Genomic DNA, 12,265 nt, shown 5'->3' on the forward strand with positions numbered 1-12,265 from the left:
AGCTCCAACTCCATGGAGATGCGCGGTGAAAATAGGGCGCTTTGCACTGGGTCTTTTATGCTGGGCACACATGGCGCACAGCAATGAGCCGGTTTTGCGGGTCGGGCTCGATGCCAGCTGGGTCGCCCCCCATGTCATTTATCAGGGCGAACAGCCCGTTGCTGGCGTGGTTTACGACGCCATTGAGCAGATTGCCAAAAATGTCCAGCTAAAAGTCAAATGGCAGGTGTTGCCGCGCAAGCGTCTGATGCAAATGCTCGACCAGCATCAGACCGATATGGTTTGCCATCTCCACCCCAAATGGCTCAGCCGCGAATATCCGCCGGAACGCTGGAGCGGTCTGTTCATGCGGCAAGAAAGTGTTTTCATCCAGCCCCCCAACCGTCCGGTCAAGCCACTGGTATTGGCTGAGGTCGACCACCTCGTTTTAGGGACGATTTTCGGTTATCAATACCCAGCGCTGGATGACTATTTCAAACACGGCAATATACAACGGCTAGACTCGCCCAGACTGGACGTGCTGTTAAAGCAAACAAGAAATGGCAAGCTACCGCTGAGCGTCGCCAATCGTCTCTCAGTCGAAGCATTTAATCGCACCTTGCCTGTCAATCAAAGGCTGACGATTACCCAAACACTGGATACGCAGGAAACCTTGTGTCTGCTCGCCGACAAGCCCGGTTTACCCGTAGCGCAAATCAAACAGGCCATAGAGCAACTGCATAGCAGCAAGCAACTTGAGGCCATCATCGATCAATACACTCGTTAATGATGCCGGCAATTTTGCCGCGCCAGCAGTCACGCTTCACACTGCTCGTTGGCCTTCACTGCCAGCCTGATGCATAGTGAGCTGAAGAGCTTTCGCAACCCATCGACTTGCCAAACAAGCACGAAACAGGCCTTCAACATGAAACTCTGCGCTTCTTCGCGATTACACCTGCTGCCCGCGCTACTGGCCGGTCTCGTCGCATCGTCCAGCGTTGCGACTGATTTAACGCTAATGGTGGGCGACAACCCGCCTTTTAATAGTTTTATCGAAGAGCAACCCACGGGGCTGGCGGTCGATATCGTCAATGAAATGCTCAAACGCAGCGCGATTAGCGCCAACCAGTACAACTTTCCCTGGGCACGCGCACTGCAAACTGCAGCTTCTAGCCCGAATCATTGCGTCTACACACTGGGACGCATTGCCGAGCGGGAAGCGCGTTATGTCTGGGTCGGTCCGATTGCCAGCATTCAGGGCGTATTTTTCGGGCTGCGCGGACGCAACTTGCAAGTCAAAACGCTCGATGATGCGCGCAAGCTGCGCGTCGGTGATTTACGTCAGGGTGCGAATGCGATTCTGCTTGAGCAGCAGGGTTTCAAAATTGATTACGCCAATAGCGAAGAGCAAAACGTCAAAAAGCTGCTCGCAGGGCGGATTGACCTGTATCCGGCCAGTGTTTTTGCCGCTAGGCAAATTGCTAGAAGAATGAAAATCGATCCGCATCTCTTGCAGCCTTTGCTGGCGTTTAATCAAGTCGATCTATATCTCGGCTGCAGCCCAGCGACCGAACCGCGCTTGATCAAACAGCTCAGTAGCACACTCAATCAAATGCGTTCCGACAATACCCTCAGGCAGCTTGAGGCACGCTATAGCAATCAGCTCGCCTTGCCAGACAAATAGCCGCACAAATACTCCCCACCTGTATTCCATTGCAAGCAATGCCCAAATTGCCACAAAAAGACATACCCATAAGAGTCAACACTGTATAGATAGAACGCATTGGGCAAGCCCAGCAGACCCTAAGCTTTTTTCGCTTCAGCCTGGGCTGCCGCCTCGCGCAGCTTGTCTTTTTTGCTTTTACGTTTGCCCTTGATTCCGCCATTCGTCTCGGAGACCTGAGCAACGGGTTTAACCGAAAAATCATCTTTGGGTTCAAAACCTGCGATCCGTTCGCGCTCCAGTTTGAGACCAAGCTGTTTTTCAATCACTTTGAAATGCGCGGCAAAATCGGCACTGACAAAACTCACCGCTTCGCCCCGCTCTCCTGCCCGACCGGTACGGCCAATGCGGTGCGTGTAATCGGTGCTAGAACGCGGCAAATCGTAATTCACCACGGCGGGCAACTGGGCAATATCAATGCCGCGCGCAGCCAGATCGGTCGCCACGACGACCTGGATTCGCGACGCCTTGATGTCGCTGATCACCTGGCTGCGCTTGCCCTGCTCGAAGCTGCCGTGAAAAGCTTCTGCCTTGACCCCAGCGCGTTTGAGTTTTTTGGCCACATGCTCGGCGGCGTATTGTGTCGCGACAAACACCAGCACGCGCTGCCAGCCGCGCTCTTTCAATAAATGCCGCAGCAACATCGTCCGCGCGGCTTCATCGACTTCAATCGCGCGCTGCCAGATGTCGGGTACAGCGACGGGCGTGGCTTCGATTTCAATTCGTGTCGGGTCGCGCAATAATTTTTCGGCCAGCTCTTGCACCGCTGGTGCAAACGTCGCCGAGAAAAACAGGTTTTGCCGCTCCAGCGGCAGCAAAGCCAGAATCCGATTTAGCTCGTCGCTAAAGCCCAGATCAAACAGCCGGTCGGCTTCGTCGAGCACCAGCTGCTGAACCGCGTTGATTTTCAACGCATTTTGCGCGAGCAAATCAAGCAAGCGCCCCGGCGTCGCCACGACGATATCGGCGCCGCCGCGTAAAACCATCATTTGCGGGTTAATCGATACACCGCCGTAAACACAGGCGAGTTTGGGTTTGTCGGGCAGGCGTTTGCTCAGGTCACGAATCGTCTCGGCCACCTGCACGGCCAGCTCGCGCGTCGGCACCAGAATCAGCGTTTGTACGTGTTTGTGTTTGGGACGTAAATCGGAGTCAAGCGTATTAAGGTGCGCACGATATTGCTGATATTTCTGCAGCAGCGGCAGCACAAACGCTGCCGTTTTACCCGAGCCGGTTTGCGCGCAAGCGAGCACATCACTACCTGCAACAATTGCCGGTATCGCGGCTTGCTGGATAGTCGTTGGCGTTGAAAACCCGTGTTCAAGTGTGGCTCGAACGAGTTGATCGGATAAACCCAGAGCGGCAAATGACATATACAAAACCAGTAAACATGAGCGGGCAGTTTACTGCATTGCAGCCCCAAGCCGGGTAACGATCTGCGAGACGGCCTACAATAAAATAACCTCAACACCCCGCTAACGCCATGAGTATTCGCCACCGCATTGCAAATCAATGCTTCCAGGTTCTGGAAGAACTGGAAAATGCTCGCCAGCGATTTCTGGCGGGCAATGATGAAGAGGCATTGCACGACATTCGCGTACATTTGCGCATCTTGCGCACCATTTTACCGCTGGTGTTTTCCCGCCGCGCCAAGCTCGAGCAAACGGTCTTGCGAGCATTCAAATCACTGGCACAAAGCAGTAATCCGGCGCGGGATCTGGAAGTATTGCTTGCAACACTGGGTGAGCATCCCGCCACTGAGGCGCTCCGGCAAGAATTGATCAACCATTACGCCATTTTGCACCAGCGATTTGCCAGCGGCGATTTCGAGGTGCTGACCACTACGGCGGCTTATCTGGTGAAACAGCGCCTGCAACACGCTGGCAAAAATGGCGTCACACCGTGGCGGCAGATATTGAAGCTGCAGAAGCGGCTCGATCTGGCCTTGCAACATCAGGATTTCAAGGCCTCAGCACCGACTGACAAGGCGCTGCTAGCCTGGCATCAGCTACGCATTTGCATAAAACGATTGCGCTATCTGCACGAATTTGCGCTCGCAGCACCTGATCGCGCGATACTCAAGCGACTCAAAGCTGCGCAGCAGGTGCTGGGCGAGTTGCACGATGCGCAAAACCTGAGTCGCTACCAGCACATCGATTTTGCACCGTTGCTGGCGCAAGCCGAAGCCCAGCGGCACTTACTGTGCCGACTCAGTTAGCTGCATACCACTCAGGGTGACAGCGGTAAATAGTACGAACCTTCCGAGTTGCTCAATGAGGCATAAAGTCGTGGCGCAGCCAGCGACAGTGACAATGGTGGCGTCAATTTGCGTTGATACATCCGGGAATGGCGCAGCAGGGTCAGATGCAGGCAAAAAGGCCGTGGATCTGGCGTAAAACCGGCTGATCGCAATGTGCCACGGCACTCTGCAACCCACTCGTCAAGCCGCGTTGAAATCAAGCTGCTGCCCAGCCAGACGATGCCGTGCGGCGCACGACCGAAACTGCCGATCCGATCCAGCAACATCTCCTGCTCGATCCATGCCTGCCTTTGCAGCAAGGCCAGCAACCGGGGAATGTGCGTCACTGGCGTCATGCCAAGAAAGGCCAGCGTGAGGTGAAAATTGGCAGCAGGGATCGCTCGTCCACCCAGCGTGTGCTGCAGCTCATCACGCAGCGGAATGATGAGCTGTCGTTGCGTATCACTGAGCGGAACGGCAATGAATAAGCGCTCTTCAGTCGGCATCATTGCGCAACACAGTATCAGCCTCCGAACGGGATCCAAGCAAAACACAGTCTAGCGTACTTTATTCGGTCCGCGTCGGCCACGCTGTTTCGGCCGGGTCGCTTTTTCAACGTCGTGGCGCGGCGCACCGGGCGCGGCGACATTGAGCAATTTATACTTCCCCAAAGCGATACCATCCAGGGTATAGCCACCTATAGCATAGCGAATAAGGCGTAGAGTCGGATACCCAACCTTGGCCGTCATTCGTCGCACCTGCCGGTTTTTGCCCTCGGAAATGGTAATTTCCAGCCACGTCGTCGGAATATTGGCGCGCTCGCGTATCGGCGGCACACGCGGCCAGACGATGGCTGGCTGCTCGATAATTCGTGCGCCCGCAGGCTGGGTTTTAAAATCGCCCAGATCCAGCCCGCCTGCACGTAAAGCCTGCAGGGCTGCTTCGTCGGGAATGCCTTCGACCTGCACCCAGTAGATTTTGGGCAACTTGTGTTTCGGATCGGTAATCCGGTGAATCAGCGCGCCATTGCCAGTGAGCAATAACAGCCCTTCCGAATCGGTATCGAGCCTCCCGGCGGCGTACACATCTTTAATTGATACGTAATCGGCCAGACATTGGTGCGGCAGGCTGGGCGTGAATTGGCAAATTACACCGTAGGGTTTATTCAACAGGATAAGCTGTGGCATGGCGAACGGACTTGGCAGAGATGCGTCAAACCTGTGATAATAGTGCGTTTTTTCTGCTTGGCTTGAAAAAATCAAATATAAAGTCGGGCAGAACATTATCAATGAAGTAATTCACAGGAAATAGCACGATGAGTCTGATCAAAGTACCTCAGGGCGGCACGAAAATCGTTCCTAACCTCGCGACGCCAGATAATCCGATTATCCCGTTTATCGAAGGTGATGGCATTGGTGTAGATATCACACCAGTAATGATCGACGTCGTCGATGCGGCTGTGAAAAAATGTTACGGCGACGCACGTAAAATCCACTGGATGGAAATCTACTGCGGCGAGAAAGCGTCTAAATTGTACCCGGACGGTTCTTACCTGCCACAAGAAACCCTCGATGCATTGAAAGAATACGTTGTATCGATCAAAGGCCCATTAGCGACGCCAGTTGGCGGCGGTATCCGTTCATTGAACGTAGCGCTGCGTCAAAACCTGGACCTGTACGTTTGTCTGCGTCCAGTGCGTTATTTCCAAGGCGTTCCTTCACCAGTAAAACACCCAGAACGCGTTGACATGACGATCTTCCGTGAAAACACTGAAGACATCTACGCCGGTATCGAGTGGGATGCCAATTCTGAAGGCGCGAAAAAAGTTATCGAATTCCTGCAAAAAGAAATGGGCGTGAACAAGATTCGCTTCCCTGAGTCTTCTTCTATCGGTATCAAGCCAGTATCTAAAGAAGGTACTGAGCGTCTGGTTCGCAAAGCAATTCAATATGCGATCGACAACAACCGTAAGAGCGTTACCTTGGTTCACAAAGGTAACATCATGAAGTTCACCGAAGGTATGTTCCGCACTTGGGGCTACGAGCTGGCGAAAAACGAATTCGGCGGCGTTGAGATCGACGGCGGCCCATGGTTGCAATTGCCTAACGGCATCGTGATCAAAGACGTGATTGCTGACGCGTTCCTGCAACAGATCCTGTTGCGTCCAGCTGACTACGATGTAATCGCAACACTGAACCTGAACGGCGACTACATTTCTGACGCTTTGGCAGCTGAAGTAGGCGGTATCGGTATCGCTCCTGGCGCGAACTTGTCTGACAACGTAGCGTGCTTTGAAGCAACGCACGGTACTGCGCCGAAATACGCGGGCCAAGACAAAGTGAACCCGGGCTCTATCATTCTGTCGGCTGAAATGATGTTGCGTCACATGGGCTGGACTGAAGCCGCTGACAAGATCATCGAAGCTATGGGCAAAGCAATTCAGGACAAGATCGTGACTTACGACTTCGCCCGCCTGATGGACGACGCACAAGAAGTTTCTTGCTCGGCCTTCGGCAAAGCCATGATCGAGCGCATGTAATCGAACATCCGCTGATCAATAAAAAACCCCGCCTGGCGGGGTTTTTTTATTTCTTACAAATTGCACCGATATACTCAAGTAACAGGCAATAAAAAACCCGCAGCTTCAGCAGCGGGTCTGGGAACGCTTAAAAATCAAGCAGTCTGGATATTACCAGCTTGCATCCCTTTCTGACCTTGGGTCAACTCGAACGATACGCGCTGACCTTCTTTCAAAGTTTTGAAACCTGGCATATTGATCGCAGAAAAGTGCGCGAACAAATCATCACCACCTTCGTCTGGAGTGATAAAGCCAAAACCCTTAGAATCGTTGAACCACTTAACTGTACCTAATGCCATGTCGAAATAATCCTGCAAACTAAATTAAATATTCATGAAATTCTGGCCAACAATTCAATGCTGAAACCAAGACTTAGTTAGACAGAAATCTTCCATCAAACTTGCATTACTTTTTACGCCAGAACAACCTAGACGGTCAAGTGGAACAATCTTTAACAATTCACAGTGTGTCATCTCAATCACGCTTGAAAAAACATGACTTAGAGCCAAAATAGAAGAGACACAGCAGGTCAAAACATAATGGCATTAACGCACCAATTTGATACCGAATTAAAACAAGCAGACGTTCGTACCGCCCCTCCGCCCATGTGGCAGGTTGTATTACTTAATGATGATTTCACCCCAATGGACTTCGTCATCGACGTGTTGCAGCAATTTTTCGGACTAGCAACAGAGCAGGCAACACAAATCATGCTGAAGGTGCACCACGAAGGTCGCGGCATCTGCGGGAGCTACCCCAAGGATATTGCGGCCACCAAGGTCGCCGAGGTTACTCAGCACGCGCGGGCGCATCAGCACCCGCTCCAATGCATCATGGAGGTGAAATAAAATGATCGCCCAAGAACTCGAAGTCAGCCTGCATATGGCGTTCATGGACGCACGACAAAAGCGTCATGAATACATCACGGTCGAGCACCTCTTACTCGCCCTGCTTGATAACCCTTCGGCCATCGAAGTCATGAAAGCCTGCGGCGCCAATATGGACGAACTACGCCGCCAGCTCGGTGATTTTGTCACCGAACACACTCCGGTTGTATCCGGTACCAGTGAAGTGGAAACCCAGCCGACGATTGGATTTCAGCGCGTGATTCAACGCGCCATTCTGCACGTGCAATCATCCGGCAAAAAAGAAGTCACTGGAGCGAATGTGCTGGTAGCCATTTTTGGCGAGAAAGACAGTCATGCGGTGTATTTCCTGCATCAACAGGGCATTACCCGGCTCGATGTCGTCAATTTCATCGCGCACGGCATCAGTAAAAGTGCCAGTAGTGCGCCACAGTCCGCACCGAAGAACGAACCATCGGACGACAGTGATGGCGAAAGCAGCGCCGGTGGCGCACTGGAAAACTATACCCAGAACATGAACCAGCAGGCGCTAGCCGGAAAAATTGACCCGCTGATTGGCCGTGATCATGAGCTGGAGCGCGTCATCCAAACGCTATGCCGCCGCCGTAAAAACAACCCGCTGCTGGTCGGCGAAGCCGGCGTCGGCAAAACAGCGATTGCGGACGGTTTGGCGCGCAAGATTGTCGAAGGCGACGTACCGGACGTGCTGTCCGACGCAACCGTTTACACACTCGATATGGGCGCACTGCTCGCTGGCACCAAATACCGCGGTGATTTCGAGCAACGCCTCAAAGCCGTGATCAAACAACTGGGCGAAGAGCGCAATGCGATTCTATTCATTGACGAAATTCATACGCTTGTCGGCGCTGGTGCAGCATCAGGCGGCACGCTGGATGCGTCCAACCTGCTCAAACCAGCGCTGTCGAACGGCACGCTCAAATGCATAGGCGCGACCACGTACACCGAATATCGCGGCATTTTCGAAAAAGACAATGCGCTGTCACGGCGCTTCCAGAAAATCGATATTGTTGAGCCGACTATCGAGCAAACTATCGAAATCCTGAAAGGGCTAAAAGACAAATTCGAGGCGCATCACGGCGTAAAATATACGCAATCTGCGCTGGTAACGGCGGTCGAGCTCTCGGCCAAATTTATCAATGATCGCCATCTGCCCGACAAGGCGATTGATGTCATCGACGAAGCCGGTGCGGCACAAAAAATCCTGCCACGCTCGAAACAGAAAAAAACGATTGGTAAAGGCGAGATCGAAGACATCATCGCCAAGATCGCGCGCATCCCACCCAAATCGGTCTCAAGCGACGATAAAAACACGCTCAAAACACTTGAGCGCGATTTGAAAAACGTCGTTTTCGGCCAGGAAAAAGCCATCGAGGTGCTGGCCACTTCAATCAAAATGGCACGCGCCGGTTTGGGCAATCCGCAAAAACCGATTGGCTCCTTCCTGTTTAGCGGCCCGACCGGCGTCGGCAAAACCGAAGTCGCTCGCCAGCTCGCGTACACAATGGGAATCGAGCTGATCCGCTTTGATATGTCCGAGTATATGGAGCGTCATGCGGTCAGCCGCCTGATTGGCGCGCCTCCGGGATACGTCGGTTTCGAGCAAGGCGGTTTACTCACCGAAGCGATCAATAAACATCCATATGCCGTCGTCTTGCTCGATGAAATCGAGAAAGCGCACCCTGATATCTACAACGTACTGTTGCAGGTCATGGATCATGGCACGCTGACCGACAACAATGGCCGCAAAGCCGATTTCCGCAACGTCGTCATCATCATGACGACCAATGCGGGGGCGGAAATGCTGAACAAGTCGGTGATCGGTTTTACCGCCAAGAAAGAAGCTGGCGATGAAATGCAGGAAATCAAACGCCTGTTCACGCCCGAATTCCGTAACCGGATTGATGCGATCATCCCGTTTGCACCGCTCACGCACGAGATTATCCTGCAAGTGGTCGATAAATTCCTGATGCAATTGGAAGCCCAATTGCATGACAAGAAAGTTGAAGCCCACTTTACCGACGCGCTGAAAGATTATCTGGCCAAACATGGTTTTGACCCACAAATGGGAGCACGGCCGATGGCACGGTTGATTCAGGATACGATACGCAAGGCACTTGCAGATGAATTGCTGTTCGGTCGTCTAGTCAGCGGCGGCGAGGTGGTCATCGACATTGATGATGCAGGCAAGGTATTGCTTGAAATACCAGAGAAAGAAACAATCCCTGCCTGATACCCCTCCACAGTATAAAACCCGCTACGGCGGGTTTTATTTTTATGCACCAATGATTTTCATGTACTAGCCGCGGGGATGATGTCCCGAGTGCAGCGCTTTTAAGCGCTCAGTGGCAACCTGGGTATAAATCTGCGTCGTCGTAATATCAGCGTGGCCGAGCAAACTTTGTACGACCCGCAAATCAGCGCCATGATTCAGCAGATGCGTCGCAAAAGCGTGACGCAAGACGTGCGGGCTGAGCAATTCGGCATCGATTCCAGCCAAGGTTGCATATTGCTTGATAATGAACCAGCAACCCTGCCTGGTCATGGCTTCGCCGCGCTGATTCACAAACAGGCATGATTCCGCTGGATTTTTGAGCAAGACGCAACGCGCCTCCTGAATATAACGGGCAATCCATTCAGCAGCGACATCGCCCATTGGCACCAACCTTTGCTTGCCACCTTTGCCTTGCGTGACATGCAAATAGCGTTCTTTCAGATAAACCTGGGCCAGCGGCAAAGTCACCAGCTCGGTCACACGCAAACCGCTGGCATACATCAGCTCCAGCATCGCCCGGTCACGCAATCCTGCAGGGCTTGCGGTATCTGGCGCATTCAGCAAGGCCTCTACCGTAATTTCGGGCAAGGATTTTGGCAAAGGGCGAACACGTTTGGGGGACACTAGCTCGGCACAAGGATCAGACTGAAGCTGTTCTTGCAAAATCCAGTAGCGGTAAAACTTGCGCAAACTGGCCATTCGACGCGCCAGACTGGCGGACTTCAAGTCACGCGCCTGCCGTGCCAGAAAAGCTTGTACAGCGTCACGATCCGCTTGCCAGAGCGTGGTTTTCCGCTCCTGTTGCAACCACAAAGCCCAAATCAGCAGGTCATTCCGGTAACTATCGAGCGTATTTTTTGCCAGCCCATCACCGAGCCAGATGCCATCCAGAAAACGTTCAATCAGCGCCAGCTCATCAGCCGCCAGCTGCGAATCCATCAATAAACTCATGCGGCTTGGCGGGGAATCACGCCCTCGTGGGCCAACAACCAGCGCTTGAACGGCATCCAGTCCAAGCCATTCCGATTGGCATTAAACCCACCCAGACCATTGGCCGCCAGCACCCGATGGCAGGGAATAAAAATCGGCAAGGGATTACGCCCGCAAGCGCCGCCGACCGCGCGCGGACTCGAGCCGATTTGCTCTGCAATATCGCGATAACGCAGTGTTTTTCCCGCATCAATTGCTGCAATGTGCTGCCAGACTTTAAGCTGGTGCGGCGTACCCTCCAGATGCATGGGCAAATCAAACTGGAAGTGCGGCTCACGTGCATAGGCCAGCAGTTGTTGCTCGGCCTCGTCGAGCACGCGATTGCGCGGCAAAATCGGGGAGCAAGGCTCGGCAAGGAAATCGAGCCGTAACAACTCAGTATCAGAAGCAAAAACCTGTACCGCACCGAACGGCAGTGTCACGCACACCGAAGCTATCGATTCAGCCATAAATACCCCCTTAATGTACCAATCAAAAAGCCAATACACACCTAGGCTTTATCAATATACCCATAGATAGAATCATAAAGTGCATCAAGCAGTTGCATTTCGTGATCTTCGCTCAACTCCCAGAACATCACACCGGCCAAGCCTTGCTTGACGGCATAGCGCCCTTTTTCAGCGATCGATTCGCAGTCTTCATAACTGATAAATTCATCACCATCGAACAACCATGGCACGCAGGCCGCAGCATCCCAATGGCGGGTATAGCGCTTGTTTGGCAGTATTTCAGTGACAATCTTCCAAAAGCCCGGCGCGCCATTCGTTCCGGCTCGGCCTGTTGCTCCCAGTCCTTCGGCTCCAACTCCCTTGAGTGATCGGCCATACAACGGACAACCCAAGACCAGTTTTTCACGCGGAACGCCACCGGCAAGAAACAGGCGAATCGCTTTATCAGCACTATCACCATCCGGATCTGTGAGTGAGTTAAATAAATTGGCATGATGGCCGGCACGAGTCGCCCAGCCATTATAAAAGTCATACGTCATCATATTAATGAAATCGCAGACTTTGGCCACCCGCTCGATTTCCACGCCATCAAGGTAATACTGCCCGGCTCCCGCGGCAATGCTCAACTGATACCGTTGCATACCAAGCCGCCCTTCCCGGTTCGACTGAGCATCCAGTCGTTCACGCAAGGCTTCTAGTAAGAGAGAAAAGTTCTGCTTATCTTCAGGCCTGGCCTTGATGCCGGCCATATCATTGCTTGGGTATTCCCAGTCAACATCAATACCATCGAGTTGATTTTCAAGCATGAAGGTGATCGCCGAATCGGCCAATTCGGCGCGCGAGGCTGCGGTGAGCGCCGCATCCGAAAAACCATCCGCGCTCCAGCCGCCCAATGAAATCAGCAGTTTCAAATCCGGGTTGCGCAGCTTTAATCGATGTAGCTCAGCAAAAATGGTTTTAGACCGAGAAGCCGCCTGCAGATCAGCTTCCAAGGTACCGCTTTGGCATATTTCTATGCGGTTATTGACCACTTGTGCAAAGGCATAGCAAAGATGCGTTAATTTTTCCGCCGGGATTTGGGCTATATCATAAGCTTGCCAAGTAGCAAGATAGGCTAGAAAAATTCGCGGCATAGGTACTCTCGACTA

Annotated in this window: 13 protein-coding genes; 6 read left to right on the forward strand and 7 right to left on the reverse strand. The window is 52.8% G+C overall.

Annotated features, from left to right (window positions below; genetic code table 11):
* Nucleotides 1-70: 70 nt before the first annotated feature.
* Both ACG2XO_RS01190 and ACG2XO_RS01195 read left to right on the forward strand, forming a co-directional pair.
* Nucleotides 71-766 carry a substrate-binding periplasmic protein gene (locus ACG2XO_RS01190; protein ID WP_410499022.1) on the forward strand — a complete coding sequence of 232 codons (696 nt, stop codon included), beginning with the start codon at nucleotides 71-73 and terminating at the stop codon, nucleotides 764-766.
* Nucleotides 767-904: 138 nt separating this feature from the next.
* On the forward strand, nucleotides 905-1,663 hold the full coding sequence (locus ACG2XO_RS01195; RefSeq protein ID WP_410499023.1) for a substrate-binding periplasmic protein: 759 nt from the start codon (nucleotides 905-907) through the stop codon (nucleotides 1,661-1,663).
* Nucleotides 1,664-1,782: 119 nt separating this feature from the next.
* On the opposite strand, the gene ACG2XO_RS01200 is transcribed toward ACG2XO_RS01195, so the two are convergent.
* Nucleotides 1,783-3,075 carry a DEAD/DEAH box helicase gene (locus ACG2XO_RS01200; RefSeq protein WP_410499024.1) on the reverse strand — a complete coding sequence of 431 codons (1,293 nt, stop codon included), beginning with the start codon at nucleotides 3,073-3,075 and terminating at the stop codon, nucleotides 1,783-1,785.
* Nucleotides 3,076-3,185: 110 nt separating this feature from the next.
* On the opposite strand from ACG2XO_RS01200, the gene ACG2XO_RS01205 reads away from it, so the two are divergent.
* A complete protein-coding gene (locus ACG2XO_RS01205; protein WP_410499025.1) occupies nucleotides 3,186-3,920 on the forward strand; it encodes a CHAD domain-containing protein in 735 nt (244 codons plus the stop codon).
* Nucleotides 3,921-3,931: 11 nt separating this feature from the next.
* On the opposite strand, the gene thpR is transcribed toward ACG2XO_RS01205, so the two are convergent.
* On the reverse strand, nucleotides 3,932-4,450 hold the full coding sequence (gene thpR / locus ACG2XO_RS01210; RefSeq protein ID WP_410499026.1) for an RNA 2',3'-cyclic phosphodiesterase: 519 nt from the start codon (nucleotides 4,448-4,450) through the stop codon (nucleotides 3,932-3,934).
* A 48-nt stretch (nucleotides 4,451-4,498) separates the two neighbouring features.
* Nucleotides 4,499-5,128, reverse strand: coding sequence for a pseudouridine synthase (locus tag ACG2XO_RS01215; protein WP_410499027.1), 630 nt, complete (start codon nucleotides 5,126-5,128; stop codon nucleotides 4,499-4,501).
* 128 nt (nucleotides 5,129-5,256) lie between these two features.
* Between ACG2XO_RS01215 and icd the strand changes: the two genes are divergently transcribed.
* Nucleotides 5,257-6,480 (forward strand): NADP-dependent isocitrate dehydrogenase, encoded by a 1,224-nt coding sequence (gene icd / locus ACG2XO_RS01220; protein ID WP_410499028.1) that lies wholly within the window; start codon nucleotides 5,257-5,259, stop codon nucleotides 6,478-6,480.
* A gap of 134 nt (nucleotides 6,481-6,614) precedes the next feature.
* Here the strand turns inward: icd and ACG2XO_RS01225 are convergent, their stop codons facing one another.
* Nucleotides 6,615-6,818, reverse strand: coding sequence for a cold-shock protein (locus ACG2XO_RS01225; protein ID WP_157669486.1), 204 nt, complete (start codon nucleotides 6,816-6,818; stop codon nucleotides 6,615-6,617).
* A 240-nt stretch (nucleotides 6,819-7,058) separates the two neighbouring features.
* On the opposite strand from ACG2XO_RS01225, the gene clpS reads away from it, so the two are divergent.
* Together clpS and clpA are read left to right on the forward strand one after the other, a co-directional pair.
* A complete protein-coding gene (gene clpS, locus ACG2XO_RS01230) occupies nucleotides 7,059-7,367 on the forward strand; it encodes an ATP-dependent Clp protease adapter ClpS (RefSeq protein ID WP_410499029.1) in 309 nt (102 codons plus the stop codon).
* Nucleotide 7,368: 1 nt separating this feature from the next.
* Complete coding sequence (clpA, locus tag ACG2XO_RS01235; RefSeq protein ID WP_410499030.1) at nucleotides 7,369-9,636, forward strand: ATP-dependent Clp protease ATP-binding subunit ClpA; 2,268 nt, start codon at nucleotides 7,369-7,371, stop codon at nucleotides 9,634-9,636.
* A gap of 66 nt (nucleotides 9,637-9,702) precedes the next feature.
* Here clpA and xerD read toward each other — a convergent pair whose 3' ends face one another.
* Genes xerD through ACG2XO_RS01250 form a run of 3 tightly spaced genes read right to left on the reverse strand, consistent with a single transcriptional unit; the run spans nucleotide 9,703 to nucleotide 12,250 of the window.
* Nucleotides 9,703-10,605 carry a site-specific tyrosine recombinase XerD gene (gene xerD, locus ACG2XO_RS01240; RefSeq protein ID WP_410500217.1) on the reverse strand — a complete coding sequence of 301 codons (903 nt, stop codon included), beginning with the start codon at nucleotides 10,603-10,605 and terminating at the stop codon, nucleotides 9,703-9,705.
* 20 nt (nucleotides 10,606-10,625) lie between these two features.
* Nucleotides 10,626-11,117 (reverse strand): methylated-DNA--[protein]-cysteine S-methyltransferase, encoded by a 492-nt coding sequence (locus tag ACG2XO_RS01245; RefSeq protein WP_410499031.1) that lies wholly within the window; start codon nucleotides 11,115-11,117, stop codon nucleotides 10,626-10,628.
* A gap of 41 nt (nucleotides 11,118-11,158) precedes the next feature.
* The gene (locus ACG2XO_RS01250) at nucleotides 11,159-12,250 is read right to left on the reverse strand and encodes a glycoside hydrolase family 18 protein (protein ID WP_410499033.1); all 1,092 of its coding nucleotides are present in this window, start codon (nucleotides 12,248-12,250) and stop codon (nucleotides 11,159-11,161) included.
* Nucleotides 12,251-12,265: the final 15 nt, after the last annotated feature.

This window comes from Chitinibacter sp. S2-10, assembly GCF_046530675.1.
GTDB lineage: Bacteria > Pseudomonadota > Gammaproteobacteria > Burkholderiales > Chitinibacteraceae > Chitinibacter.

What these genes read in the sequence shown, in the direction of transcription:
- ACG2XO_RS01205 (WP_410499025.1), top strand. Translation starts at nt 3,186, where the DNA reads ATGAGTATTCGCCACCGCATTGCAAATCAATGCTTCCAGGTTCTGGAA.
- ACG2XO_RS01225 (WP_157669486.1), bottom strand. Translation starts at nt 6,818, where the DNA reads ATGGCATTAGGTACAGTTAAGTGGTTCAACGATTCTAAGGGTTTTGGC.
- thpR (WP_410499026.1), bottom strand. Translation starts at nt 4,450, where the DNA reads ATGATGCCGACTGAAGAGCGCTTATTCATTGCCGTTCCGCTCAGTGAT.
- clpA (WP_410499030.1), top strand. Translation starts at nt 7,369, where the DNA reads ATGATCGCCCAAGAACTCGAAGTCAGCCTGCATATGGCGTTCATGGAC.
- ACG2XO_RS01215 (WP_410499027.1), bottom strand. Translation starts at nt 5,128, where the DNA reads ATGCCACAGCTTATCCTGTTGAATAAACCCTACGGTGTAATTTGCCAA.
- ACG2XO_RS01190 (WP_410499022.1), top strand. Translation starts at nt 71, where the DNA reads ATGGCGCACAGCAATGAGCCGGTTTTGCGGGTCGGGCTCGATGCCAGC.
- icd (WP_410499028.1), top strand. Translation starts at nt 5,257, where the DNA reads ATGAGTCTGATCAAAGTACCTCAGGGCGGCACGAAAATCGTTCCTAAC.
- ACG2XO_RS01200 (WP_410499024.1), bottom strand. Translation starts at nt 3,075, where the DNA reads ATGTCATTTGCCGCTCTGGGTTTATCCGATCAACTCGTTCGAGCCACA.
- clpS (WP_410499029.1), top strand. Translation starts at nt 7,059, where the DNA reads ATGGCATTAACGCACCAATTTGATACCGAATTAAAACAAGCAGACGTT.
- ACG2XO_RS01245 (WP_410499031.1), bottom strand. Translation starts at nt 11,117, where the DNA reads ATGGCTGAATCGATAGCTTCGGTGTGCGTGACACTGCCGTTCGGTGCG.
- ACG2XO_RS01250 (WP_410499033.1), bottom strand. Translation starts at nt 12,250, where the DNA reads ATGCCGCGAATTTTTCTAGCCTATCTTGCTACTTGGCAAGCTTATGAT.
- ACG2XO_RS01195 (WP_410499023.1), top strand. Translation starts at nt 905, where the DNA reads ATGAAACTCTGCGCTTCTTCGCGATTACACCTGCTGCCCGCGCTACTG.